The 25023-nt window shown below is 72.1% G+C and carries 25 protein-coding genes; 6 read left to right on the forward strand and 19 right to left on the reverse strand.

Annotation, left to right across the window (positions count from 1 at the left end):
* Positions 1 to 38: 38 nt before the first annotated feature.
* The 4 genes from O7542_RS26535 to O7542_RS26550 all read right to left on the reverse strand — a co-directional run bounded on the left by O7542_RS26535 (position 39) and on the right by O7542_RS26550 (position 3872).
* Positions 39 to 1016 carry an NAD-dependent epimerase/dehydratase family protein gene (locus O7542_RS26535; RefSeq protein WP_104115643.1) on the reverse strand — a complete coding sequence of 326 codons (978 nt, stop codon included), beginning with the start codon at positions 1014 to 1016 and terminating at the stop codon, positions 39 to 41.
* Between the two features lie 66 nt (positions 1017 to 1082).
* Positions 1083 to 2756 carry a cation acetate symporter gene (locus tag O7542_RS26540; protein WP_043327738.1) on the reverse strand — a complete coding sequence of 558 codons (1674 nt, stop codon included), beginning with the start codon at positions 2754 to 2756 and terminating at the stop codon, positions 1083 to 1085.
* Positions 2734 to 3102 (reverse strand): DUF485 domain-containing protein, encoded by a 369-nt coding sequence (locus O7542_RS26545; RefSeq protein WP_030499418.1) that lies wholly within the window; start codon positions 3100 to 3102, stop codon positions 2734 to 2736. The genes O7542_RS26540 and O7542_RS26545 overlap by 23 nt, the downstream gene beginning before the upstream one ends.
* Before the next feature lie 173 nt (positions 3103 to 3275).
* A complete protein-coding gene (locus O7542_RS26550) occupies positions 3276 to 3872 on the reverse strand; it encodes a flavin reductase family protein (RefSeq protein WP_312246625.1) in 597 nt (198 codons plus the stop codon).
* Here O7542_RS26550 and O7542_RS26555 point away from each other — a divergent pair.
* Positions 3862 to 4119 carry a hypothetical protein gene (locus O7542_RS26555; RefSeq protein ID WP_043327741.1) on the forward strand — a complete coding sequence of 86 codons (258 nt, stop codon included), beginning with the start codon at positions 3862 to 3864 and terminating at the stop codon, positions 4117 to 4119. The two genes, O7542_RS26550 and O7542_RS26555, sit on opposite strands and share 11 nt — an antisense overlap.
* A 6-nt stretch (positions 4120 to 4125) precedes the next feature.
* Here O7542_RS26555 and O7542_RS26560 read toward each other — a convergent pair whose 3' ends face one another.
* From O7542_RS26560 to O7542_RS26570, 3 genes are read right to left on the reverse strand one after another with little or no spacing between them, the layout of a single operon-like run.
* Positions 4126 to 4617, reverse strand: a complete 492-nt coding sequence (locus O7542_RS26560) for an SRPBCC family protein (RefSeq protein ID WP_281605365.1) — start codon at positions 4615 to 4617, stop codon at positions 4126 to 4128.
* Positions 4617 to 6305 carry an ABC transporter permease gene (locus tag O7542_RS26565; protein WP_274477028.1) on the reverse strand — a complete coding sequence of 563 codons (1689 nt, stop codon included), beginning with the start codon at positions 6303 to 6305 and terminating at the stop codon, positions 4617 to 4619. Before O7542_RS26565 ends, O7542_RS26560 begins: the two co-directional genes overlap by 1 nt.
* A complete protein-coding gene (locus O7542_RS26570) occupies positions 6290 to 7054 on the reverse strand; it encodes an ABC transporter ATP-binding protein (RefSeq protein ID WP_043327744.1) in 765 nt (254 codons plus the stop codon). The genes O7542_RS26565 and O7542_RS26570 overlap by 16 nt, the downstream gene beginning before the upstream one ends.
* A 151-nt stretch (positions 7055 to 7205) precedes the next feature.
* Here O7542_RS26570 and O7542_RS26575 point away from each other — a divergent pair, with 151 nt between their 5' ends.
* Both O7542_RS26575 and O7542_RS26580 read left to right on the forward strand, forming a co-directional pair.
* Positions 7206 to 7706 carry a SigE family RNA polymerase sigma factor gene (locus tag O7542_RS26575; protein ID WP_043327745.1) on the forward strand — a complete coding sequence of 167 codons (501 nt, stop codon included), beginning with the start codon at positions 7206 to 7208 and terminating at the stop codon, positions 7704 to 7706.
* Positions 7699 to 8556, forward strand: a complete 858-nt coding sequence (locus O7542_RS26580) for a hypothetical protein (RefSeq protein ID WP_064448094.1) — start codon at positions 7699 to 7701, stop codon at positions 8554 to 8556. Before O7542_RS26575 ends, O7542_RS26580 begins: the two co-directional genes overlap by 8 nt.
* Before the next feature lie 45 nt (positions 8557 to 8601).
* Here O7542_RS26580 and O7542_RS26585 read toward each other — a convergent pair whose 3' ends face one another.
* Together O7542_RS26585 and O7542_RS26590 are read right to left on the reverse strand one after the other, a co-directional pair.
* On the reverse strand, positions 8602 to 10242 hold the full coding sequence (locus tag O7542_RS26585; protein ID WP_113974508.1) for a cation acetate symporter: 1641 nt from the start codon (positions 10240 to 10242) through the stop codon (positions 8602 to 8604).
* Positions 10242 to 10592, reverse strand: a complete 351-nt coding sequence (locus O7542_RS26590) for a hypothetical protein (RefSeq protein ID WP_051611565.1) — start codon at positions 10590 to 10592, stop codon at positions 10242 to 10244. Before O7542_RS26590 ends, O7542_RS26585 begins: the two co-directional genes overlap by 1 nt.
* Before the next feature lie 307 nt (positions 10593 to 10899).
* Here O7542_RS26590 and O7542_RS26595 point away from each other — a divergent pair, with 307 nt between their 5' ends.
* Positions 10900 to 11451, forward strand: coding sequence for a Uma2 family endonuclease (locus tag O7542_RS26595; protein ID WP_167435631.1), 552 nt, complete (start codon positions 10900 to 10902; stop codon positions 11449 to 11451).
* 22 nt (positions 11452 to 11473) lie between these two features.
* On the opposite strand, the gene O7542_RS26600 is transcribed toward O7542_RS26595, so the two are convergent.
* From O7542_RS26600 to O7542_RS26620, 5 genes are all read right to left on the reverse strand, one after another.
* Positions 11474 to 12136, reverse strand: a complete 663-nt coding sequence (locus tag O7542_RS26600) for a DUF5701 family protein (protein ID WP_231915614.1) — start codon at positions 12134 to 12136, stop codon at positions 11474 to 11476.
* A 66-nt stretch (positions 12137 to 12202) separates the two neighbouring features.
* On the reverse strand, positions 12203 to 12958 hold the full coding sequence (locus O7542_RS26605; RefSeq protein WP_043327751.1) for a LytTR family DNA-binding domain-containing protein: 756 nt from the start codon (positions 12956 to 12958) through the stop codon (positions 12203 to 12205).
* Positions 12955 to 14178, reverse strand: a complete 1224-nt coding sequence (locus O7542_RS26610) for a histidine kinase (RefSeq protein ID WP_064448098.1) — start codon at positions 14176 to 14178, stop codon at positions 12955 to 12957. Before O7542_RS26610 ends, O7542_RS26605 begins: the two co-directional genes overlap by 4 nt.
* A 33-nt stretch (positions 14179 to 14211) precedes the next feature.
* Positions 14212 to 15717 carry a sugar transferase gene (locus O7542_RS26615; RefSeq protein ID WP_069089258.1) on the reverse strand — a complete coding sequence of 502 codons (1506 nt, stop codon included), beginning with the start codon at positions 15715 to 15717 and terminating at the stop codon, positions 14212 to 14214.
* A 325-nt stretch (positions 15718 to 16042) separates the two neighbouring features.
* Entirely contained in the window at positions 16043 to 16903 is an 861-nt protein-coding gene (locus O7542_RS26620) for a DNA-formamidopyrimidine glycosylase family protein (protein ID WP_069089257.1), read from the reverse strand.
* A gap of 24 nt (positions 16904 to 16927) precedes the next feature.
* Here O7542_RS26620 and O7542_RS26625 point away from each other — a divergent pair, with 24 nt between their 5' ends.
* The gene (locus tag O7542_RS26625) at positions 16928 to 18202 is read left to right on the forward strand and encodes a glycosyltransferase family 4 protein (RefSeq protein ID WP_281605366.1); all 1275 of its coding nucleotides are present in this window, start codon (positions 16928 to 16930) and stop codon (positions 18200 to 18202) included.
* Between the two features lie 88 nt (positions 18203 to 18290).
* Here O7542_RS26625 and O7542_RS26630 read toward each other — a convergent pair whose 3' ends face one another.
* From O7542_RS26630 to O7542_RS26645, 4 genes are all read right to left on the reverse strand, one after another.
* Entirely contained in the window at positions 18291 to 19013 is a 723-nt protein-coding gene (locus O7542_RS26630) for a CDP-alcohol phosphatidyltransferase family protein (protein ID WP_281605367.1), read from the reverse strand.
* Positions 18988 to 20055: an iron-containing alcohol dehydrogenase family protein gene (locus tag O7542_RS26635; RefSeq protein ID WP_281605368.1), complete on the reverse strand. Its 1068-nt coding sequence runs from the start codon at positions 20053 to 20055 to the stop codon at positions 18988 to 18990. The genes O7542_RS26630 and O7542_RS26635 overlap by 26 nt, the downstream gene beginning before the upstream one ends.
* A complete protein-coding gene (locus O7542_RS26640) occupies positions 20043 to 20774 on the reverse strand; it encodes a phosphocholine cytidylyltransferase family protein (protein WP_043327756.1) in 732 nt (243 codons plus the stop codon). The genes O7542_RS26635 and O7542_RS26640 overlap by 13 nt, the downstream gene beginning before the upstream one ends.
* Before the next feature lie 70 nt (positions 20775 to 20844).
* The gene (locus O7542_RS26645) at positions 20845 to 21300 is read right to left on the reverse strand and encodes an NUDIX domain-containing protein (protein ID WP_231915615.1); all 456 of its coding nucleotides are present in this window, start codon (positions 21298 to 21300) and stop codon (positions 20845 to 20847) included.
* A 112-nt stretch (positions 21301 to 21412) separates the two neighbouring features.
* On the opposite strand from O7542_RS26645, the gene O7542_RS26650 reads away from it, so the two are divergent.
* Positions 21413 to 21805: a CBS domain-containing protein gene (locus tag O7542_RS26650; RefSeq protein WP_030499400.1), complete on the forward strand. Its 393-nt coding sequence runs from the start codon at positions 21413 to 21415 to the stop codon at positions 21803 to 21805.
* Between the two features lie 96 nt (positions 21806 to 21901).
* Here the strand turns inward: O7542_RS26650 and O7542_RS26655 are convergent, their stop codons facing one another.
* Positions 21902 to 24988 carry a malectin domain-containing carbohydrate-binding protein gene (locus O7542_RS26655; RefSeq protein ID WP_113974516.1) on the reverse strand — a complete coding sequence of 1029 codons (3087 nt, stop codon included), beginning with the start codon at positions 24986 to 24988 and terminating at the stop codon, positions 21902 to 21904.
* Positions 24989 to 25023 lie beyond the last annotated feature (35 nt).

Below are 25023 nucleotides of genomic sequence, written 5' to 3' on the forward strand. Positions count from 1 at the left end.
TCGTACGCGCGCCGATGTCAGCCGCGTCCCGGGCGGGTTCAGTACCCGAGCCGCCCGCGGAAGTACTCGATCGTGCGCCGGAGTCCGTCTTCGGGCGTGACGCTCGGCTCATATCCGAGCAGTTCGCGGGCGAGGGTCAGGTCCGGGCGGCGCATCTCCGGGTCGTCCGAAGCGCGAGTGATGTAGCTCACCTCGGACGTGCTTCCGGTGAGTGACACGATCGTCTCGGCCAGTTGCCGCATCGACATCTCGTGCTCGGTGCCGCAGTTGATCGGACCGGTCTGCGTCGAGTCGAGCAGCAGCAGGATTCCGCGCACCAGATCGTCGACGTAGCAGATCGAGCGGGTCTGGTTGCCGGTGCCGTGCACGGTGATCGGCTCGCCGCGCAGCGCCTGGGAGATGAAGGTCGGGATGGCCCGGCCGTCGTCCGGGCGCATCCGCGGGCCGTACGTGTTGAAGATCCGCACGATCGCGGTGTCGGTGCCCCGGCTGCGGTGGTAGGCCATGGTGGCCGCCTCGGAGAAGCGCTTCGCCTCGTCGTAGACGCTCCGGATGCCGATCGGGTTGACGTTGCCCCAGTACGTCTCCCGCTGCGGGTGCTCCTTCGGGTCGCCGTACGCCTCGGAGGTGGAGGCCATCAGGAATCGCGCGCCGTCGTCGGTGGCCCGCTCCAGCAGCGCCAGCGTCGCCACCGAGCCCACCCGGAGGATCTCCACCGGCAGCTTCTCGAAGTCGGTGGGACTGGCCGGGGACGCCATGTGCAGGATCGCGTCGAACCGCTCGGCCATCGCCGGGTGGTGCGGCAGGCCGTCGGAGATGTCCGCCTCGACCAGCGTGAAGGTCGGCTTGTCCAGCAGGTGGGCCACGTTCTCCTTGGACCCGGTGACGAAGTTGTCCAGCACCACTACCGTGCAGCCGCGCTCGACGAGCCGGTCGACCAGGTGGGACGGGACGAAACCGGCGCCGCCGGTGACCAGGATGCGGTGTCCGCTACCGAAGCGGGGAGCGACCTTCATGGCGGTCAGCCTATACACGCGAGGCGGGGCCCCCGCGTACGGCAGGGGCCCCGCTCGACGTGCCGATCAGTGCGCGCCGGCTCCGGTGAGCGAGCGCACCTCCAGCTCCGCGTACTTCTCCTCGTCGCTCTCCTTGGACAGGATCGTGCCGAGCCAGCCGCACAGGAAGCCGAACGGGATCGAGATGATGCCCGGGTTCGACAGCGGGAACCAGTGCCAGTCGTGGTCGGGGAACATCGCCGTCGGCGCGCCGGAGACGACCGGCGAGAAGAAGACGAGCAGCACGGCGGAGAGCAGGCCGCCGTAGATCGCCCAGACCGCGCCCGAGGTGTTGAACCGCTTCCAGAACAGGCTGTAGAGGATCGCCGGCAGGTTGCCCGAGGCGGCCACCGCGAACGCCAGCGCGACCAGGAACGCCACGTTCAGGTTCTGCGCGAAGATGGACAGGACGATCGAGACCGCGCCGATCACCAGCGCGGAGATCCGGGCGACGTTCACCTCCTGCCGCTCCGACGCCTCACCCTTCTTCACCACGTTGGCGTAGAAGTCGTGCGCCAGGCTGGACGACGACGCCAACGTCAACCCGGCGACCACGGCGAGGATCGTGGCGAACGCGACCGCCGCGATGATCGCCAGCAGTGTCGCCCCGCCCAGGTTCCCGCCGAGGAAGTCCACGCCGAGCGCCTCGGCCAGCTGTGGCGCGGCCGTGTTGCCGGCCTTGTCCTGCTCGGTGATCGCCTGCCCGCCGACGATCGCCGCCGCGCCGAAGCCGAGGGCCAGGGTGAGCAGGTAGAACGCACCGATGATGCCGATCGCCCAGAGCACGCTCTTGCGGGCCGCCCGCGCGGTCGGCACGGTGTAGAAGCGGATCAGGATGTGCGGCAGGCCGGCCGTGCCGAGGACCAGCGCGATGCCCAGCGAGAGCAGGTCCATCTTGCTGTAGAACGTCTTCAGCGCGTCGCCGGGTGTCTCCACGCCGTAGCGCAGCCCGGGTTCGAGGAACGCCGCTCCCTTGCCCGAGGCGCTGGCCGCGTCGCCGAGCAGCGAGGACAGGTTGAACTTGTACTTGGCGAGCACCAGCAGCGTCATCACCAGCGCGCCGCCCATGAGCAGGAACGCCTTGACGATCTGCACGTACGTCGTGCCCTTCATGCCGCCGACCGTCACGTAGATGATCATCAGGGCGCCGACCATGATGATCGTGGCGACCTTGGCGGTGTCGGCGTCCATGCCGAGGAAGGTGGTGCCCGGCTTGATGCCGAGCAGCAGCGCGACGAGCGCGCCGGCGCCGACCATCTGGGCCAGCAGGTAGAAGATCGACACGGTGATGGTGGAGACCGCCGCCGCGGTCCGGACCGGCCGCTGCCGCATCCGGAACGCCAGCACGTCCGCCATCGTGTACCGGCCGGAGTTGCGCAGCAGTTCCGCCACCAGCAGCAACGCCACCAGCCAGGCGACCAGGAAGCCGATCGAGTAGAGGAAGCCGTCGTAGCCGTAGAGCGCGATGATGCCGGCGATGCCCAGGAAGGACGCCGCCGACATGTAGTCGCCGCCGATCGCCATGCCGTTCTGGAAACCGGAGAACGACCGGCCGCCGGCGTAGAAGTCGGTGGCGGTCTTGGTCTGCCGGCTGGCCCATACGGTGATCGCCAGCGTGATCGCCACGAAGACCAGGAACAGCGTGATGGTGAGGTTCCGGGCGGTGGTGCTGCCCGCCTCAGCCGCGAGGACCGTGTTCATGGGTCACCTCCCCGATCTCGTCGCGGATCCGGTCGGCGACCGGGTCGATCCGGCGGTTGGCGAACCGGGAGTAGAGCCAGGCGATGACGAACGTGGAGACGAACTGGAGCAGGCCGAAGACCAGGGCGACGTTGATGTTGCCGATCAGCTTCGTGCCCATGAATCCCCGCGCGTACGCGGAGAGGATGACGTAGAGCGCGTACCACAGGAAGAACGCGACGGTCATCGGGAAGATGAAGCCGCGCAGCGCGCGCCGCAACCCGGCGAACTCGTCGGACCGCTGGACGGCGAGGTACCGTTCCGCCGCCGACTCGGCGGGCGCGGACGCGGGTGTGTCCGTGGACATCTGTGGATCACCACCTTCGCAGGCGTGGGGGAGTTTCGCGCACGGTAGAGAGCGCGCTCCCCGCCCGGGAAGGCTCCGCCGCCCGGCGGCGAACGGCTGCGCCGAACGGCGCCCCGGCTGCGCCGAGTGACCCACGTCACTCCGCTAACCGGTCACCCCGACCGCCGGGTGGGTCAGTCGGTCAGCTCGCGGTAGCGGCCGCGGTAGTGCAGCAGGGGGAGGGTGTCCTCGGGGAGGTCGACCGACTCGATGGTCGCCTCGACCAGCAGGCCCCAGCCGTACTCGCGGGCGGTGTCGAGCCGGCACCCCGCCCACCCGCCGGCGTCCGCCGGCACCGGCCCGTACGGCGTCTCGGTCCAGGCGTCCAGCGCGAACAGGCCGCCGGGCGACGGGAACAGGCCGGCGAAGCGGTCGGCGAGCTGCCGGTGCTGCGGGCCCAGCGGGACCACCGCGAACCGCCCCGCCTCCTCGATGGCCGCCCACAGGTCCGACTCCGCGTCGACCAGGCCGAGTAGCCGGTCCGGCTCGCCCTCGGCGACCAGCGTGGACGAGACGGTCAGCCCGGCCGGGCCGGGTGCAGTCCAGAGCGTCACCGGGGCCGCCAGCCGGCCGCGCAGCCGGCGTGCCGGCGAGCGTTGCCCGGCCGGCGCCGCGAACGGGTCGGTGGAATGGATCTGCGCGCCCGGCTCTGGATTCACGTGAAACATTGTGCCGCCCGCTGCCGGGCGGGGTTCGACGCAACGCCATACCCTGCCGGGCATGAGTCTCATCCCCCCGCAGCAACTCGCCCAGGAACGGGTCGTCGCCGCCGACGCCGTCCTCGGCGGCCAGGTCGACCTGCGTGCCTATCCACACCGGCACCTGCTGGTCCGGGCGAACAACACCTGGGGCCGCCGGGCGTTCCAGCCGCTGATGGAAGCGGTCGAGCACCTGTCCAACTACGGCTGGGAGCTGGTCACCATGACGAGCGTCGGCGACGGCCACCACGTCTACGCGGCGATGCGCCGCACCGCGTAACCGGGATCAGCCGTCGGCGAGCAGGCGGCGGGCGGCGGCCAGCACCTCCGGGTCCGCGCATCCGGCCGCGTACCCGGCGATCCGGCGGCGGATGTCGCGCCCGAGCAGCCACACCCCGATCCGCTCGGCCACCGGGCGCAGGAACGCCGGGCGGCAGCGGAAGTTGTACCGCCAGGTCGCGATCGTGGTGCCGGCCTCGGGGCCGGGCGCGAAGCGCCAGCCGCCGCCGAACCGCTCGAAGAACCACGGCCCGCGCACCATCTTCATGCCGACGTTCGTCGGCGGTGACCAGGAGACGTACTCGCTGACCATGACCAGGCCGTGCCGGGAGCGGGTGTACGTGCGCACGCCCCGGCCGGGCACCGTCGCGCCGTCGACGAAGTGCTGCTCACGGACGAACGGATCCCAGCGGTAGCGGACCGGCGCGACCGTCTGGGAGACCGCGAACGCCAGCTCCGGCGGGATCGGGACCGTGGTGACCGCCTCGACGACCGGCATCAGCGCCTCGGCGTGACGGTGGCCAGCAGCTCCGGCTGCCGACGGTCCAGTGTGTCCCCCGCGAGGTACGCGCCGAGCAGCGCCGCGCCCACCCCGTACGCCAGTCCGATCGGCAGCGCCAGCCACAGCCACACGTCGCCGAGCAGCGCGGCGGCCACCACGAACGGCACCGCCACCACCGCGGAGGCGACCATGGAAACCAGCGTGAGCAGGCCCTTAGTGAACCCCGCGCCGCTGTTCATGGCGAACGGGTTGCTCGACTCGGGCAGCGAGTAGGCGCCGAGCACCGACACGAACCCGTTGATCGCCAGCCCGCAGCCGTACGCGGCGGCCAACGCGCCACCCATCACGCCGAGCCAAGCGGGACGCCCCAGGAAGAGCGCCAGCGCGACCGCGATCACGACGAGCATCGGCACCACGTAGATCGAGAACGCGGTCATCCGGGCCCGCAGCTCGACCCGCCCGGGCACCCCGGCGACCAGGTTCGCGGCGTACGAGCTGCCGTCGAAGCCGAACTGGTTGGCCAGCGTCAGCGACGCGAGCACCCCGACGAAGATCATGGAAAGGCTGACCAGCGCCGGTGAGGAGTCGCCGCCACCGAACTCCGCCCCGCCCTCGGTGGAGAACGAGACGCCGCCGAGGTTGACCATCACCGGTACGAACACACCGACCACGGCGACCGTGATGAGGTTGGCCCGCCGCCGCGCGTCCCGCCACCAGTAGCGGCACTCGCGGGCGACGAGCGCCCCGAACCGGTCCCGCCGCGCCCAGCCCACCGCGCGGGGGAACAACTGCGTGACCGCGCCGCCGGCCACGCCGCGCGGCGCGCGCGAAGGGCCGGCGCTCGCCGCGCCCACCATCGCCGACTCCAGCGACCGCGACCACCAGAACAGGAGTACGCCGAGCGTCGCGACCGCGATCAGCAGCTTCGCGACCGCCGCGCCGGGCCGGCCCTCGGCCACGTCGACGCCGACCGTCCACGGCGCGCCGAACGGCGTCCAGCCGACCACCCGGGCCACCCCGTCCAGCCGGTCCCAGTCGGTCTGCTGCACCGCGGCGAGCACCAGCAACTGCAACGGCCCGAGCAGGGCGGCCAGGACGGCGAGCAGCACCGCCGCCAGGTCGCGTACCCGGCGGGACCGCAGCATCGTGGCGAACGCGCTGGTCAGCGCGCGGGCCCCGGCCAGGCAGACCAGCAGCCCGGCGACCACGCCGAGCGCGCCGACCACTGCGGCTGACCAGCCGCCCAGCAGCCCGGCGGTGACCACCAGACCGGCCGCGGTGAGCGCCGTCGCCAGCGCGGGCACGCTCACCAGGGCGGCGGCGAGCAGGCCGGTGACCAGGGTGCGGCGGGACAACGGCAGCAGCGCGAACCGGGCCGGGTCGAGCGTCTCGTCCACGCCGAAGAAGACGAGCGGCAGGAGCAGCCAGCCGAGCGTGAGCAGACCACCGCCGAAGGCGGCCACCATCAGGGCGTACCGGGGCTCGTCGGCCAGGCCCGGCGTGGCGAGCAGGAAGAACCCGACGGCGGCGAACCAGAGCCCGAGCAGCAGGCCCAGCACGAACAGCGCGATCCGCCACTTCTGGCCCCGGAAGTTGTTGCCGAGCACCCGCAGCTTGAGCCGGACGAAGTGCCGGGACGACACGCGCCGGGCCGGCCGCTCGGGGACGGTCACCGGGACAGCCACGACAGCTCCTCCCCGGTGGCGGTCCGGCCGCCCACGACCTCCACGAACACGTCCTCCAGCGACCGGTCGCCGCGCACCTCGGTGAGCGTGCCGACCCGCTTGATCCGGCCCTCGGCCAGGATCGCCACGTGCGAGCAGAGCCGCTCGACCACCTCCATCACGTGACTGGAGAAGATCACCGTGCCGCCGCCGCTGACGTACCGGTGCAGGATGTCCCGGATCAGCGCGGCCGAGACCGGGTCGACCGCCTCGAACGGCTCGTCCAGCACCAGCAGGCGCGGGCCGTGCAGCAACGCGCAGGCCAGGCCGATCTTCTTCTTCATGCCGGCCGAGTAGTCGACGACGAGCGTGCGCCCGGCGTCGGAGAGCGCCAGCACGTCGAGCAGCTCCGCCGCCCGCTGGTCGACCACCGCCGGGTCCATGCCGCGCAACAGACCGTGGTACGCGAGCAGCTCCGCCCCGCTCAGCCGGTCGAAGAGGCGTACGCCGTCCGGCATCACGCCGAGCAGGCTCTTGGCGCGTACCGGGTCGGCCCAGACGTCGTACCCGAGCACCCGCGCCTCACCGGCGTCGGGCCGTAGCAGGCCGACGGCCATGGAGAGCGTGGTGGTCTTGCCGGCCCCGTTCGGTCCGAGCAGGCCGTAGAACGAGCCGGTCGGCACGGCGAGGTCGACGCCCGCCACCGCGATCTTGGTGTCGAAGCGCTTGGCCAGGCCACGAAGGGAGAGCGCGGGGTGCTGGTCGGTCATGGTCTGACCGTATCGGTCCCCGCCCAACGGCTGCTCGGACGGCAGGATGATCTCGCCTCATCCCTGAGAGGTACGAGTCGGATCGCCGACGGCGTGCAACCGCCCACCACGGCGGGGGGTGTCAGGCGTACGAACGGCAGCGGGGAGAGAGATGGATCCGGACAGTGGGTTCGAGGAGTTCTACCGGAACAGCAGACAACGCGTGGTGACAGTGCTGTACGCGCTCGGCGGCGACCGGAGCGAGGCACAGGACGCCGCCCAGGAGGCGTACGCGCGGGCCTGGCAGCGCTGGTCCCAGGTCGGCACGTACGACGACCCGGAGGCGTGGGTGCGCACCGTCGGGCACCGCCTGCTGGTCAACCGGTGGCGCAAGGTCCGCAACAGCGTGGTCGCCTACCGGCGGCACGGACCACCACCTCCGGTCCGGCCACCCTCCGAGAACACTGTCGCGCTGGTCAGCGCGTTGCGGCAGTTGTCGGCGGACCAGCGGCAGGCGATCGTCCTCTACCACCTGGCCGACCTGTCGGTCGCGGAGATCGCGGCGCAGATCGGCGTGCCGAGCGGCACCGTCAAGGCCCGCCTGGCCCGGGGCCGCAAGGCTCTCGCCGCCCTGCTCGACGTGAACTTCCCGGAGGAGGTCCGCAATGCCTGACCCGATCTTCTCCGACCTCTACCAGGACACCGAGGACCTGATCTGGGCGCCCACCGAGCAGGTGCGCCGCCGAGGGCGGCAACGGGCCCGGCGTACCCAGCTCGCCGCCGGCCTGGCCGCCGCGGTCGCCGTCGCGGTCGTGGCGACCGGTGTGGTGCTGGCCCGTCCGGACGCCGCACCGCCGCCGGTGCCCCCGGCGACAGTCGAACCGATCACGCCGACGCCGGCGCCCACGCCGAGCACCACGCCGTCGGCCGAGCCGTCGGCGAGCGGGGCGCCGACGCCGAGTCGCACCGCGGGAGAGCCGGCCGCCAGCATCGGCGGCGGGCCGACCAGCCGTACGCCGAGCCGGACGATTCCGGCGGCGGCGACGCTCCAGCTCGCCGACCTGCCGACGGGCTTCACGATGCAGACGGGAAAGGTGGGCGGTGACTGGTCCCTGGAGTTCATGTCCTCCTTCTGCGTGAACGAGTCGCCGACGCTGTCCGACGGGGAGGTGGCCACCCGGTCGGTGGCGTTCAACTCGCCCACCGACTGGATCGTCCAGCGGGTGACCCGGCACTCGGGCACGTCCGCCACCACGGTGATGAAGAATCTCCGCAAGCTGGTCACGGGCTGCGAGATGGAGCAGCCGGGCGACTCGCTGTCGATCATGGCGGAGTCGCTCGGCGGTGACGACGGCGTTCTCGTGGGAAGCGACGTCGGAGGGCGGCCCGGTCGCTGGCTCGTCGTCCGGCAGGGCGATCTGGTGGCGCAGCTCCGCCTCGACTCCCAGACCACGCCCACCGAGGCCCGTCGTACCGCCCGGTCGGTGGCGAACCGGCTGTGTGCCGGCACGGACACCTGCTGACGGGTGCGCGGAGGTGAGGCGGGGCCGAGCGAGCGCGGCCCCGCCTCACAGGCGCAGCGACTCCGGGGTGTGCAGGCGGAGCATGGTGGCGCCGACGTCACGCGGGAGACGCCGCCGGCTGGCCATGGAGACGAGCACCATCACCGCGAACGCCAGCGGCACCGTCCACGCGGCCGGCTGCGTGGTGAGCGTCGCCGGCCATCCGGTCAACGGCGGCCCCAGCACGGTGAGCAGGACCGCGCCGACCGCCGCGCCGCCGCCGACCAGCACCCCGGCGGCGGCGCCCAGGTCGGTCAGGCCGCGCCACCAGATGCCGAGCACCAGCAGCGGACAGAAACTCGACGCGGCCACCGCGAACGCCAGCCCCACCACCTGCGAGACGTCCAGCCCGGAGACGTTCAGCGAGAGCAACGCCGGCACCCCGCCGGCGATCACCGTGGCGAGCCGGAAGCCGCGTACCGAGCCGCGGCCCAGCACATCCGTGGAGATCACCCCGGCGACGCTGGTGAGCAGGCCGGACGAGGTGGACAGGAACGCCGCGAACGCGCCGGCCGCGACCAGCGCGGCGAGCAGCCGGCCGGTGGTGCCGTCGCCGAGCGCCGCCCCGGGCAGCAGCACCACCACCGCGTCGGTCTGGCCGCTGACAAGCAGTTGCGGCGTGTAGATGCGGCCCAGCACGCCGTAGACGGTGGGCAGCAGGTAGAAGACGCCGACGAGCGCCAGCACCACGAGCGTGGTGCGGCGGGCGGCGGCGCCGTCGGGGTTGGTGTAGAAGCGGACCAGCACGTGCGGCAGGCCCATGGTGCCGAGGAACGTGGCCAGGATCAGCGAGTACGTGGCGAACAGCCCTCTGTCGTTCTCCCCCGCCGTGTCCGGCAGCAGCCACTCGGCGGGGCCGGTCGCCGCGCCGGACACCTCCGGCACCGGGTCACCGGCGGCGAATTCGAGGCGGTCGCCGGGGCGTACCTCCCGGATGTCGCCGTCGGGCAGCGTGAGCGTCGCGCGGTGCTCGACCACGACGGTGGTCGCGGTCCGGAACGTCGGCCCGTCGGGCGGGGTCACCGCCGGGCGGGCGTCGGCCTGCCACTGCAACGCCAGGAAGATCGCGGGCACGGCGAGCGCGGTGAGCTTCAGCCAGTACTGGAACGCCTGCACGAAGGTGATCGCCCGCATGCCGCCCAGCGCCACGTTCGCCGTCACCACCACGGCGACCAGCAGCGCGCCGAGCGGGTACGGCGAGCCGGTGAGCGTGGCCAGGGTCAGCCCGGCGCCCTGCAACTGCGGCACCAGGTAGAGCCAGCCGATGAAGATCACGAAGACGGTGGCGAGCGTCCGCAGCCGCCGGGAGCCGAGCCGTACCTCGCAGAAGTCGGGCAGCGTGAACGCGCCGGAGCGGCGCAGCGGCGCGGCCACGAACAGCAGCAGCGCGAGGTATCCGGCGGCGAAGCCGACCGGGTACCAGAGCACGTCCACGCCGTACTTGAGGATCAGCCCGGCGACGCCGAGGAAGCTCGCGGCCGACAGGTACTCCCCGCCGATCGCGGCGGCGTTCCAGGTCGGGCTGACCGCCCGGGAGGCGACCAGGAAGTCCGACGTGGTGCGGGCCAGCCGCAGCCCGTAGAAACCGATGCCGACGGTGACCAGCGTGACGGCGACGATCGCCGGGACCACGTACCCGTTGGACATCAGCGTTCCGGCCGTCGGATCAGGTCGACGAAGTCCTGCTCGTTGCGTTCGGCCAGCCGCACGTACGCCCACCCGACCACGATCAGGAACGGGAAGGACACGACGCCGAGCAGCAGCCACGGCAGGTTGACCCCGAGCACCGTGACCCGGCCGACCGAGGGCGCGATGGCGAACAGCCACGGCAGGCCGCCGAGCCCGATCATCACCAGCAGGCTGAGCCGCAACGCGAGCGAGAGCTGGGCCCGCATCAGTCCCTGCACCAGCGTCTCGCCCACAGGGGTCTGCTGGGCCAGTTCGGAGCGGGTGCGGTCGGCCGGGCTGCCGGCCCGGGAGACCTCGGCCAGCACGATCCGGGTCCGCTGCGGGGTGGCGGCCGGCTGCGGGCTCTCCGGCTGCCGGGGGGCGGGCGCCGGCGACGCGCGCGGGCCGGGCACCGGGGCGGTCTCGACGGGCCGCCCCGGTGGATGCTGTTCCTCGGCTCCGGTCACCCCCGGCAGTCTCGCCCGCTGAGCCGAATTGTCAAGACCGCGCCGTTGCGCCCTGTGCACAACCTGTGGATAACGCTTCACCCCTGTGGATAACCCGGTGGACGGCGCGGAGTCGTTGTGGACGACCGGGCGGGGTGTCAGGGTGAGCCGGTAGAGAGGAGGTGTGACAGTGACCAGCCCGGCACGACCCGGCACCGGCGACGTCTGGACGGTGGACGACCTCCAGGACCTCCCCGAGGACGGCCAGGACTACGAGATCTTCGACGGGAGCCTGCTCGTGTCCCCACACGCCGACGTCCGGCACGGCGCGATCGCCAACCGTCTCCGCCGGCTCCTCGACCGGCAGGCTCCGGCCGGTCTGCTCGTCGGGCAGGACGTCGGCGTCAGCGCGAAGCGCTCCTCCTACTTCGTGCCGGACGTCTTCGTCGCCCGCGAGGAGGCACTGGAGCGGGGTGGCCCGGCCCTCGCCCCGGCCGACGTGCTGCTCGTGGTCGAGGTCGTCTCGCCCGGCAACGCCGGTCGTGACCTGGTCCTCAAGCGCCACGAGTACGGCGTGGCCGGCATCGCGCGTTACTGGCTCGTCGAGCCGCGCAAGGAGACCCTGACCGTGCTGGAGAACGTCGACGGCCGCTACCGCGAGGCGGCGGTGCTCTCCACCGCCGACGTGTACCGCGCCGACCAGCCGTTCCCGCTCGTCCTGCCGGTCGCCGAGATCTTCTGAGCGCCCTGATCCCGCCTGGGCGTCAGCCGAGTCCCACCCGTACCGGGTTCGCGGTCGCCGAGCCCAGCCAGGTGTGCGGGTTGCCGAACCAGCACCACCCGAGCTTCGGCGCGCCCTGACTGATCCAGAGCGCGGGCACCCGCCGGTCGCCGCAGCGCGAGCCCACCAGCGAGAAGCACCTGTTGCTCGCCAGCGCCTCCGGGTACAGCGTGACGAACGCCAGACCCTCGTCGATGGTGATGGGGAGCCGGTCCTTCGCGGTCATGTCCTCCAGCGCGGCCGACGGCGCCACGTTGCGGTACTCCTCGCCCCGGTCCACGTCGAAGAGCAGGTACGCGGGCCCGGCCGGCACCTCCAGCTCCTTGATCGGGTGGAAGGTGGGCAGGTCGTCGGCGGGGAAGTTCCGGTCGAGGATGCCGGTCTTGCGCTTGCCGGCGAGCGTGGTGAGCGCGATCCGCTCCGGCACCGGCACCAGTTCCCGCGTGGTCACCAGCAGGAACGGCACCCGCCCCTCGGTGGGGCCGCGCAGCCCGGCGGAACCGGTGACCGCCGCGTCGCGCAGCGGGCTGAGCAGGGCGCGAAACGTCTCCTCGGTCTGCCCGGCCAGCGCCGGATAGCCGAGTTGAACGAGGCGGTCGAGCTGGCTGTCGAATTCTGCGGCGGCGTCGAAGCGGTCGTCGGACATGCGGTCCCCCACCCTGTCGTACGGTCTGCCGTACATTGTACGCCAGGGTTTGCGGTGACCCGTCCCTCAGCGACTCCAGTCCTGCTTCGCGGCGCGTACCAGCTTGTCCTTCAGCTCCCGGGTGTGCCGGCGGCTGACCGGCAGCTCGGATCCGTCGATCACCACCACATAGCCGGAGTTGACCAGCCGCAACTCGGCGATGAGCCGCAACTGCACCAGGTACGAACGGTGGATCCGGACGAACCCGGCATCGGCCCAGCGCTCGGCCAGCGTCGCCAGCGAGACCCGGACCAGGTGCGACCCGTCCGCCGTGTGCAGGCGCGCGTAGTCGCCCTGCGCCTCCACCCACCGCACCGCCGAACGGGGCAGCATCCGGGTGGTGCCCGCCAGCTCGATCGGGATGGTCGGATCCTCCTCCGCCCGGGCCAGCGCGGCCGGGTGCGACGGCACCACCCGGGAGCCGATCACCCGGCGCAGCGACTCGGCCAGCCGCTCGGCGCGTACCGGCTTGCGGACGTAGTCGGTGGCGCCCAGGTCGAACGCGTCCACCGCGCCGTCGTCGTACGCGGTGACGAACACGATCGCCGGCGGACGGGCGAACCGGCGCAGCACCCGGGCCAGTTCCATGCCGTCCAGCCCCGGCATCCGGATGTCGAGGAACACCACGTCCACGTCGTCGTCGCGGAGCACCCGCAGCGCCTCTGTCGCGTCCCCCGCCGTGTGCAGCCGGGCCACCCGGGGATCGGCGCGCAGGTGGTACGCCAGCTCGTCCAGCGCGGGCGGCTCGTCGTCCACCGCCAGCACCCGAAGGAACCCCGTCACGAGGAAACCCGTACGCCGGGGTGGAACTTCGGCACCCGCATGCTCACCTTCGTACCCGAGCCGAGGCCGGTCTCGACGACCAGGCCGAACCCGTCCCCGAAGACCGACCGGAGCCGTTCGTCGACGTTCGAGAGGCCGACGTGCTGCCCCGGGTCGTCGGCCGGGTCGCTGCCCGCCCCGGACAGCTCGGCGATCCCGGCGGTCAGCGTCGTCGGATCCATCCCCACCCCGTCGTCCTCCACCGTGATGTGACACTCCGCGCCCGCGTCCCGGGCCTCGATGCTCACCATGCCGGTGCCCGGCTTGCGGGACAACCCGTGGCGGACCGCGTTCTCCACGAGCGGCTGCAGGCAGAGGAACGGCAGCGTCACCGGCAGCACCTCGGGGGCGATCTGCAGGCGCACCTGGAGCCGCTCGCCGAACCGCGCCCGCTCGATGGTCAGGTAGCGGTCGATCGAGCGCAGCTCCTCGGCGAGCGTGGTGAACTCGCCGTGCGCCCGGAACGAGTAGCGGGTGAACTCGGCGAACTCCAGGATCAGCTCCCGGGCCCGCTCCGGGTCGGTACGCACGAACGAACCGATCGCGGTCAGCGCGTTGTAGATGAAGTGCGGGCTGATCTGGGCGCGCAACGCGCGCACCTCGGCCCGGGCGAGCCGCTCCCGCGACGACTCCAGCTCGGCCAGGGCGAGCTGGTCGCCCGCCCAGTGCGCGGTCTCCAGCGTGGCCTGCACCAGACCCGGGGCCGGCCGCTCGCCGGCCACCGCCACCAGCGCGCCGACCACCCGGCCGTCCGCGCGCAGCGGCGCCACCACCGCGCCGCGGACCGGGCAGTCGACCAGGTCGCAGCGCAGCTCCGACTCGCCCAGCACTGTGGAACGCCCGCTGCCGACCGCGCGCCGGGCCGCCGCGACCAGTTGATCGCCGTGGTGCGCGCCCTGCCCGTCGACGGCGAGCAGCGTGTCCCGGTCCGTCAGCGCCAGCCCGGCCGCGCCCACCAGGGCCCGCAGATGGCGTACGGCCTTCGCCGCGTCCGCGGCGGTCAGCCCGGCGCGCAGCGGCTCGGCGGCGAGCCCGGCGGTGTGCAGCACCTCGTACGTGGCGCGCTGCGTCGCCGTGGCGATGCCCCGTCGGCCACGCAGCCGCAGCACCGCCCAGAGCGCCGCCGCCAACGCGGTCACGAGCGAGACGACGGCGAAGACGGCGGAGAGGTTGCCACCCACGCAGCGATCCTGCCGGGTGCCGGCCCGGTAGCGCTAGTACGCGCCCTTGCGGGCCAGCACCACGCCCACGGTCCGCCACAGGATGCTCAGGTCGTACGCCAGCGACCAGTTGTCGACGTAGTAGAGGTCGAGCCGGACCGCCTCGTCCCAGGACAGGTCGGAGCGGCCGGACACCTGCCACAGCCCGGTCATGCCCGGCCGGACCAGCAGCCGGCGGCGTACGTCGCCCAGGAAGTCGCCGTCGTCGGCGGGCAGCGGGCGCGGGCCGACGAGCGACATCTCGCCCCACAGCACGTTGATCAGCTGGGGCAGCTCGTCCAGCGACGTGGCCCGCAGGAAGCGGCCCACCGGGAAGACCCGGGGGTCCTGCTTCATCTTGAACAGCATGCCGTCGGTCTCGTTCCGGTCGACCAGACCGGCGAGCCGCTCCTCGGCGTCGACGTACATGGTCCGGAACTTCCAGACCCGGAACGTCCGCCCCTCGTGCCCGACGCGGGGCTGGCGGAAGAAGACCGGCCCGGGGTCGGAGATCCGGATGGCCAGGGCGATGGCGGCGAAGAGCGGGACCAGCATCAGCAGGCCCAGCCCGGCGGCCACCCGGTCCATCAGGTTCTTGACCAGCAGCGCCGGCCCGGACAGGGTCGGCTCCTCGACGTGCAGCAGCGGCAGGCCCTCGATCGGGCGGATGTGCACCCGGGGACCGGCGATGTCGGTGAGCTGGGGCGCGACCACCAGGTCGACGCCGGAGCCCTCCAGCTGCCAGGCCAGGCGGCGCAGCTCGCCCGGCTCGGCGCTGGCCGAGCCGCAGACCGCGATGGTGTCGCCACCGACCTCACGTACCAGGGCGAGCACGTCGCGGCCCGCGTACACCGGCACCGGGGTCTCCAGGCCGCGGGCGGCGGCGTACCCGTCGGTGAGGTGGATGGCCACCGGGATCAGGCCGACCGACGGGTGCCGGGTGACCGTGGTGTAGACCTCCAGGCACTCGGGCAGCGTGCCGACGAGCACCATCCGGTGCCCGGCGTGCCCGAACCGGCGGCGCAGCCCGTGCAGGGCGGCCCGGGCGATCAGGCGGCCGAGCAGGATCAGCAGCAGCGCGCCGAGCAGCGCGAAGCCGACCGTCCACCGGGACAGTGTGGTCTTCGTCGCGAAGGCGAGGAACGACACGGTCGCTGCGACCGCCAGGCCCGAGCGGATCACCCGCTTGAACTCGTCCGGACCGAGGCCGAGGTAGCGCCGGTCGTACGCCCGGTTGCCCCAGAGGATGAGCACCCAGCCGAGCGGCAGCAGCAGGAACGCCACGGTGTAGAACCACGCCTCGGGCGCGTCCCGGAAACCGGAGGCCGCCTGCTCGAAGATCTGCACGGCCAGGAAGCTGGCCAGAGCCGCCGCGCCGAAGTCGAGCAGCAGCAGGAACAGGATGTAGGGCCGGTGCCACCGGGAGACCCGGCGCCGGGCGCGGGCCCACGCCGACCGGGGTACGCCGTTGTGCGACGGCGGAGTCGGCGGCTGGATCTCAAAGCTGTCGACGTGCCGCACGCTCTTGCTCCGGCCTCTGTCGGTTACCGGGCGCTGGAGGCTTGTCGTCACCTCAACCCATGTCCTCCCGCATGACCCGCACCCTCACTCGCCGTGAGGATCCGGGTCGCTCACCGTCCCAGTCTCCCACGCGGGCCCGGCCCGGACCGGCCCCCGCGAAGAAGCCGTGCCGCTGGTGCTCGGTGAGATCTGGCCGGCTCCGAATCAGTTGTGAAGCCGGGGACCGAGCCACTATACCGATGGATGACCACTCGGGTAGAGGGGCGGACCCGGACCTTCGGTGATCCCGGGTCGATTCCACTCAGTAATCGCCGGGTGCGGTTACTCACCGTACGAGACGGGACAACCTTCGGTCAGCCAGCGGCTTCCCGCCGGTCTGACATGTGGGGCAGTACTGGAGGCTCGAATCGGCGAACGAGACCTCACGCACCGTGTCGCCGCAGACCGGACACGGCAGGCCCTTGCGGGCGTGCACCTTGAGCCCGGAGCGCTTCTCGCCCTTCAGCTCCGCCGCCCGCTGGCCCATCGACCGGCGTACCGCGTCGCCGAGGACCGTGCGCGTCGCCGCGTGCAGGCCGGCGAGCTGGTCGTCGGTGAGCCGGTCTGTGATCGCGAACGGCGAGAGCCGCGCCGTGTGCAGGATCTCGTCGGAGTACGCGTTACCCACCCCGGCGAGCACCGACTGGTCGGTCAGCACGCCCTTCACCTGGCCCCGGCGACTGCGCAGCCGCTCGGCGAAGGTCGGCAGATCCGCCTCCAGCGCGTCCGGCCCGAGCTTCGCCACACCCGGCACCAGCGCCGGGTCGGTGACCAGATAGGCGGCCAGCTTCTTCTGGGTGCCCGCCTCGGTCAGGTCGAAGCCGGAGCCGTCGTCGAGGCGTACCCGCACCGCTATCGGGCCCTTGCCGGGCCGCAGCGGGGTCGCCGCCGGGAACGCCTCCCGGTAGTGCAGCCAGCCTGCCCGGGCCAGGTGGACCACCAGGTGCAGTCCCTCGTCGAACCGGACATCGAGGAACTTGCCGTACCGGCCGGCGCCGGTGACCGTACGGCCGGCGACAGTGCTCGGCGGCGGGTCGTACGTCTTGAGCGCGCTGATCGCGGCGACCTCGAACCGCTCCACGCGGCGGCCCACCGCACGCTCGCGCAGGTAACCGGCGAGCGCTTCCACCTCCGGAAGTTCGGGCATCGTCCAACGGTAGCCTTCTTTCCCGTGAGAATCGTGGTGGCGCACAACCGGTACCGGGAAGCCCAGCCCTCCGGCGAGAACACCATCGTCGACGCGGAGGTCGCCCAGCTGACCGCCGCCGGCGTGGAGGTGCTGCCGTTCCTGCGCAGCTCGGACGAGATCCCGTCGATGTCCAAGCCGGCCAAGGCGCTGCTGCCGATCTCGCCGATCTGGGCCCCGAAGGCCCAGCACGACCTCGACCGCCTGCTGACCGAGCACCGGCCGGATGTGCTGCACCTGCACAACCCGTACCCTCTGCTCTCGCCGTGGGTGGTGCGGACCGCGCACAAGCGCGGGGTGCCGGTGGTGCAGACGGTGCACAACTACCGGCAGGTCTGCTCCTCCGGGCTGTACTTCCGTGACGGCGTGATCTGCCAGGACTGCCGGGGCCGGGCGCTGGGCGTGCCGGCGATCGTGCACCGTTGCTACCGCAACTCGCGGGCGCAGAGCGCGCTGATGGCGACCACGCTCGCCGTGCACCGCCCGACCTGGAAGTCGGTGGACCGGTACATCGCGCTCACCACGGCTGTGGCTGATCATCTGCGCGACTACGGCATCCCGGACGAGCGGATCGTGGTCAAGCCGAACGCGGTACCCGACCCGGGCACACCGGCGCCGGTCGGGAACGGCTTCCTCTTCATGGGGCGGCTCAGCCCGGAGAAGGGGCTGGACCTGCTGCTCGCCGCGTGGCGGCGGCATCCGGTGGGTGCGCTCGGCCCGCTGCGCATCGCCGGTGACGGCGAGCTGCGCCCGCTCGCCGAGGCGGCCGCCGCGGAGCGGCCCGACGTTCTCTACCTGGGCCAGCTCGACCGCTCCGGGGTACGCGCGGCGCTGGCCGACAGCTCCGTGGTGCTGGCCACCTCCACCTGGCACGACGTGCTGCCCACCGTGATCATCGAGGCGCTGGCGTCCGGGCGGCCGGTGCTCGGCACCGCGCTGGGCGGCATCCCGTACCTGGTGGGTGCGGACGGCCCGCGCGAGCCCGCCGGCACCGGCCCGGCCGAGGTGGCCACCGCCGCGCCCGGCGACGGGCATGTCGCGTTGCCGGTCGGGGTGCAGCGCGGCGAGGCGGGTTGGGTGGTGGCGCCGGAGGTCGACGCGCTGGCCGCCGCGCTGCCGCTGGCCGCCGCCGAGGCGACAGCGCTGGCTCCGGCGGCCCGGAGCCGGTACGAGCGCACGTTCCACCCCGACGTGATCACCAAGCGCCTGACCGACATCTACGCCGGCCTGGCCGCCCCCGGAGGCCGCCCCGCGCGCTGAGCCCAGGTGTGCTGAGCCCGGGTGTGCTGAGCCCGGGTGTTAGGAAGGGCCCCTTTTTATGCACGAGGCGTTAAGAAGGGGCCCTTCCTTACCGCAGGGAGGCGCGGGCGGAGAAGGCGATGCTCGCCAGCAGGAAGCCGCCGTTGACGATCGTGAACGCGACCATCACCCAGAACGCCAGCGCGGGCGCGAAGGCCAGCACCAGACCGGCCACGAAGATCACCGCGCCGTAGTCGCGGACCAGCTTCACCAGGCGTACCGGGAGCGAGGTCGAGGTGACCATGCTCGCCGCGTTCGGCCCGGACTGCATCACCGACGTCACCAGGTTGACCATCCAGGTGCCCGCGAACACCGCCACCAGCCAGACCGGCGTGGACGGGCGCTGCGCCACCGCCGTCGCGCCGATGGCCGCGACCAGCGCGATCTGGGCGGCCACGTCGCAGAGCACGTCGATCCGGGCGCCGGCCGCGCTGCCCTGCCCGGTCACCCGGGCGAGCTGCCCGTCGGCGCAGTCCAGCGCGTACGCGATCTGCCACGCGACCAGCGCGAACAGCCCGACCGCCCAGGCCGGTACGGTGCCGGCGGCCACGTCGTCGGCGAGCGCCACCACGGTGACCGAGGCGGCCAGCCCCAGCACCAGGTTGGCCAGCGTCAGCGCGGTCGGGCGCAACCCGAGGCGCTGGGCGACGAGCGCGAAGGCCGCCCCGATCCACTGGCTGATCGACTCGCTGAAGAGGCCACCTCCCCGGTTGACCCGGTGGAAGTCGGCGACTGTGGGACGGGGCTCAGCCAAGGTGGTCGCGGAGGGCACCGGCGTAGTCTGCCAGCCGCTCCCGCGTCTCGGTAGCCGACATCGCGAGGTGTTCGAGGATGGTGTAGCGGTCCGGCCGGGTGGCCGGCGCGAACTGCACCGCCTCCACGAACTGGTCGTCGGTCAGCCCCACCTCGGCCGGCAGCCGGGGCAGCCCGTGCCGGGCCAGGCAGGCCGTCATCTCGGCGAACCGGCGCTCGTCGCCGCGCAGGTACGTGCAGAACAGCGCGCCGAGCCCGGCCAGCTCGCCGTGCGAGGCGGTACCGGGGAACAGCGCGTCGATCGCGTGCATGATCTCGTGGCAGCCGCCGCTGCACGGCCGGCTGGTGCCCTCGATCGCCATCGCCAGGCCACTGGAGATCAGCGCGTCGGCGAGCACCGTGACGAAGCCGTCGTCGTTCATGTCACCCGGGTGGTTGAGCACCGCCTCGGCGCCCGCGCGCGACAGCGAGGCGGCCAGCCCGTCGACCCGCTCACCGCGGACCCGCCGGGCCAGTTCCCAGTCCGCCAGCGCGCTGATGTTGCTGACCACGTCGCCGATGCCGGCCCGGTTGTGCCGCTCCGGCCCGGCCTCCACGAAGTCCAGGTCCACGATCACCGCGATCGGGATGTGCACGCCGTAGGAGCCCTTCAGGCCCTCGGTGATCAGGCTCGCCACCGGGGAGGCGATGCCGTCGTTGGCGAGGCTCGTCGCCACCGACACCATCGGCAGCCCGCGCCGGGTCGCCGCGTACTTGGCCACGTCGATCGTCTTGCCGCCGCCGATGCCGACCACCGCGTCGTACGACCGGGCGCGCAGCTTCGTCCCCAGGTCGTCGGCGGCGTCCAGCGTCCCCCCGGCCACGGTGAACACGTCGGCCGAGCGCAACGACGGCCGGATCAGCTCGGCGATCCGTTCGCCCTGCCCCGGCCCGACCACCACGGCGACGTCGCCGCCGGCGGAGATCCGCCCGTCGGAGAGGATCGCCGCCAGGTCGGCCACCGCGCCCCGCCGCACGTCGATGTGCAGCGGGGTGAGGACGCTGCGGGCTAGTAGCGGCACGCGATCTCCCGCGCCCGGGCCAGATCGGCGTGGTTGTCGACCTCGACCCAGGAGACGTCACCGATCGGGGCCGCCCGCACCTCGCCGCCGCGCTCGGCGAACTCCTGGTAGCCGTCCTCGTAGTAGAGGTTCGGGTCGCGCCGCCAGGTCGCCTCCAGCGCGTCCGCGAGCGGCTCGGCCACCTGCGGCTCGATCAGCGTCGCGCCGATGTACTCGCCGTACGCCTCGCCCGGGTCCATCAGCTTGGTGATGCGGGTGAGCTGGCCGGCGGCGTCGAAGGTGGTCTTCATCTCCTCCTCGGCCAGCGGCTTGAGCGTGTCCACGGCGAGCAGGATGCCCGGCCCGCGCTCGGCCAGCAGCGTCTTCTCCACGCTCACCGGGTGCACGGTGTCGCCGTTGACGAGCAACACGCCCCGGGAGAAGTACTCGCGCGCCAGCCAGAGCGAGTACGCGTTGTTCCACTCCTCGGCCTTGTCGTTGTGGACCAGGGTGAGCGTGACGCCGTACTTCTCCTCCAGGGCGGCCTGCCGCTGCCGCACCGCGTCGGCCGCGTAGCCGACCACGATCACGACCTCGTTCAGCCCCACCTCGGCGAGGTTGCGCAGCGCGATGTCGAGGATGGTGGTCTCCCCGTCGACCGGCACCAGGGCCTTGGGCAGGGTGTCGGTGTACGGCCGCAGCCGGCGCCCCGCTCCCGCGGCGAGCACCATCCCGATCATGCCGACACGCTCCTCTTCTCGACCCGATTCCACCCGGCGAGGATATCGCCGGGCGCCGACCGGCAGTGGTTCAGCCCGTCAGCCCGATCGAACGCAGCGCGGCGAAGCCGTCCTCGGCGATCCGCCGGATCAGCCCGTCGTTGACGTCCCGGTGCTCGTCGAGCAGGTCGACGTCCGACTCCGCCAGCCAGCGGAACTCGGTGTGCTTGCCGGCCTCCAGCCGAGGGCGGCTCAGGTCGCCGTCCACCCGGACCAGGAAGTCGGTCTCCACCCGGGTCAGCCCGTCGTCGGCGGTGTAACGGTATTCGCCGACCAGGCCGAGCACGTGCGACACGGACCAGCCGGTCTCCTCGGTGACCTCCCGGCGCAGCGCGTCGTCGATCTCCTCGCCCGGTTCGAGGTGGCCGCCGACGATGTCCCAGCAGTTCGGGAAGAGGCGTCGGTCGGGGGATCGGCGTTGGATGAAGATGCGGCCGTCGTCGTCGACGATCAGCGCGCCGGCGCAGCGCAGGGGCTCGGTGGGCACCCTCCGACAGTAGCCATCCGCGCCGCCTCCGGCGATGCCCGTCCTTGTCCCGGTACGCATAGAGGGCCCACCATGTCCGTACTCAGTCGCCGTCCCACAGGGGTGATGTGTGATGCAGGTACGCGAAGCGATGTCCAGCGAGGTACTCGTGGTCGGGCCGGAGCACACGCTCCGGCAGGCGGCCCGGATGATGTCGGCCCGCGGTGTCGGGTCGGCGGTCGTGATCGACCCGGACTCCGAAGGGGTCGGGATCATGACCGAACGCGACGTGCTGAAGGCGATCGGTGCCGGGCTCGACCCGGATGTCGAGCGCACCGGCGCGCACCTGACCTGGGACGTCGTCTACGCCGGCCCGGACTGGACGGTCGAGGAGGCCGCCGCGGCGATGGCCCGGGGCGGTTTCCGGCACCTGGTCGTGCTCGACGGGCGTGAGGTGGCTGGAGTGATCTCGGTACGGGATCTGATGCGGGTCTGGGCGGGGCAGCACGCACCGACCCGGAGCTGAACCGGGCCGGCGCGACGGGCGCCGGAGAAGGGCGATGGCCCGGCCGATACCGGCCGGGCCATCGTCGTGTGTGTTCTGTTTCGGTCGTGCCGCCCGTCAGGGGCCGACGAAGACCGAGGTGCCGCGCCAGTCCACGTCGTCGACGCTCGGACCGCTGCGCACCGTGGCGGTACCGGTCGGCACGCCGCCCGACCACGCCATCGAGGCGAGGTTGCCGGTGCTCCGGGAGACGACGTAGAGCGTGTCGCCGTCCAGGAACAGGCCGCCCGCGTCGGCGAAGCCGGTGGTGCCGGTGACCGTGTTGCGCTCGGCGCCGACGGTGCCGGTGTCCGGCGCGAACCCGCGCCAGAACAGCGTGCTCTGACCGGCCAGCGAGTAGTAGACCCGGCCCTTGGAGTAGAACATCGCGGTCACGTTCGGCAGTTCGGCGGAGAAGTTGCCGGTCATGCCGGCGTAGGTGGAGCCCTCCGGCGCGGAGCCGGTGACGACCAGGTCCCACTTCGCGTCGTGGTACGGGTCCAGCTTCTTCGCGGTGCCGAACTCGGTGCCGTCGAACGAGCGCTTGTAGAGGTCGCCGCCGACGCCGTAGAACAGGTCACCGCCGACCCAGAACGCGCCCTTGATGTTCGACCAGCCGGTGTTGTCGCCGTTCGGCACCGACATTGCGTTGCCGACCGAGGACGCGCCGTCGTACGTCCGCTTGGTGATGCTGTCCACCGTGGTGGACGGCGGCACCGGCGGCAGCTTGACGATCTCGATGGCCTGCACCAGCGGGTTCTCCAGGACGCGACCGAAGTCGATGTCGATGTTGCCGTCACTGGTGACCGGGAACGCCCGCATGGTGCCCCGGTTGGTTGCGCCGATCGCCGTGATCGGGTCGAAGTTGCTCAGCTTGACGACGCCGTCGATGCTGACGTTGAACTTGCGCTTGCCGGCGGTGGCGGTACCGGCGTAGCGGTTCGCCAGGTAGAGGCGCACCTGCACCGGCGTGCCGGCCGGAACCGGGAAGTCCCACTGCATGTCCGGCGCGGTCGACTCGTCCCACCGCTCCGAGTTGAACAGCTCCACCGGCGTGCCGGCCGGCACGGTGGCGTCGAGCGCGGCGTTGGTGGTGTAGCTGGTCACCTGGCTGCCGGTGTTGTGGTAGGTGCTCGGCGCGGCGGCGGTGTCCGCGGCCCAGGCCGGCCCGCTCGGCGCGGCCATCTGGTCGCCACCGGCGTTGACCCGGTAGAGCACGTCCGAGGCGTCCGGGGTGGGCGCGGTCTTGACGATCTCGATGCCGTGGACCAGCGGGTTCTGGACCACCCGGCCGAAGTCGATGTCGACCACGCCGTCGCTGACCAGGGAGATCGACTGCATCGTGCCGCGGTCGGTGCCACCGGCGGCCACGACCGGGTCGAAGTCGTTCAGCTTGAGCACGCCGTCGACGCTGACGTCGAACTTGCGGTTACCCGGCTTGCTCGTGCCGGACCAGCGGTTGGCCATGTAGATCCGGACGTCGATCCGGGTGCCGGCCGCGACCGGGATGTCCCACTGCATGTCCGGCGCGGTCGACTCGTCCCACCGCTCCGAGTTGAACAGCGTGGCCGGCGTGCTCGCCGGCACGGTGGCGTCGAACGTGGCGTTCGTCGGGTACGTGGTCACGCTGTTGCCGGTGTTGTGGTACGGGCTCGGCGAGGCCTCGCTGTCGGCGGCCCAGTCCGGCCCGCCGTCGGTGGCCGGGATGGCCGGACCGCCGGCGTTGACCCGGTAGAGCACCTCGGTCTGCGCCGCGCGACCGGCCTGGTAGACGTTGCCCGGCAGGCCCTTGGTGCTGGTCGAGTGCGGGGCGTTGCCACCGGCGAGCGGGAAGAACGCGAGCCGCTTGCGCTGGTAGTCGAAGTCGCCGATGTACTCCTGGTCGCTGCCCAGCCAGAGCCCCTCCGGGGTCACCAGCATCTCGGTGACGCCGTAGCCGCGCGGGTGGCGGCCCGGGTTCCAGGACAGCGGCAGGCCGCTGACCGGGTCGAGGGCGGCGATGCTGGCACGCGGCACCGCGCCCGGTCCGGCCTTGTCCCGGGCGAGGGGGTTGTTCGACCAGCGGAAGTGGCCGCCGACGTAGATGGCCTTCTCGCTGATGCCGACGGAGAGGAAGGTGTCGCCGCCGCTGAAGTTCGTCCAGGTCGGCTTCTGGCCGGCGCCGGTGGCGTCGGTCTCCCAGCGGGCCGCGGAGTCACAGAGCGTGCCGGGGTAGGACGCGCCGGTGGTGACGACCACGAAGTACTTGCTGTCCGGGGAGAACTGGACGTCGCGCACCCACGAGTCGAACGCGGTGTACTTGCAGGCCGCGGCGTAGCTGTCGGTGTTCCAGTCGGCGATGGTCGCGGAGTTCTCACCGAGGTTGATCCGCACGATCTGGTCGTGCACGACGCCGTCGGCCTTCTTGAAGTTGCCGATGACCACGAGGTGCTTGCCGTCCGGCGAGACGGTGAACTTCTCCACGCCGACACCGGCCGAGGCCCCGTTGTTGGTCGGGGTCCAGTTGTGGTTCTCGGTCAGCGCCACGGTGAGGTAGTCGTCCACCGCGCCGGTGGTCGGGTTCAGCGAGGCCAGCCCGTTGCGGTTGGTCGTCGCGGTGACGGTGGTGAAGATGCCGCCGACGAGCAGGTGGCCGTCGACGAGCGCGATGTCGCTGACGGTGCCGTTGAACGCCGGGCCCTTGAACCCTTCGACGGGGGTGCCGTCGGCGACGTTCAGCAGCGCCAGCTTGCGGAAGTTCTTGTCGCCGACCTTGTTGAACTTGCCGGCCACGTAGACGGTGCCCGGGGTCGGGCCGGCGATGATGGCGGTGACGTCGTTGTCCAGCACCGGCGCGAACGCATTGTCGATCTTGCCGGTGGCCTTGTCGAAGGCGAGCAGCCCGCGCCGGTCGACCGGAGTGGGTGAGGAACCCCGGTTCTGCGCGTTGGTGAACGAGCCGCCGACGATCACCTTGCTGCCGGCGTCGTGGATGGCCACCACGTTGCCGTCGTTGATGTTCGGCGTCTTGTCCGACGGCACCTCGCCGACCATCGTGCTGTGGTCGGGCGCGGGCGCGGTGGTCGGCGCGGCGAGCGCCGGCACCGGTGTGAACAGGGTGGCGATGCCGAGTACGGCAGCGCCGAAGGCGGACACCGAGCGGTGTCTCAGGATCGAGGAAGCCACAGGCTACTCCGGGGGGAATACGTCGGAGGCGCTGC

The sequence above is a fragment of the Micromonospora sp. WMMC264 genome (genome assembly GCF_027497275.1).
GTDB lineage: Bacteria > Actinomycetota > Actinomycetes > Mycobacteriales > Micromonosporaceae > Micromonospora > Micromonospora chalcea.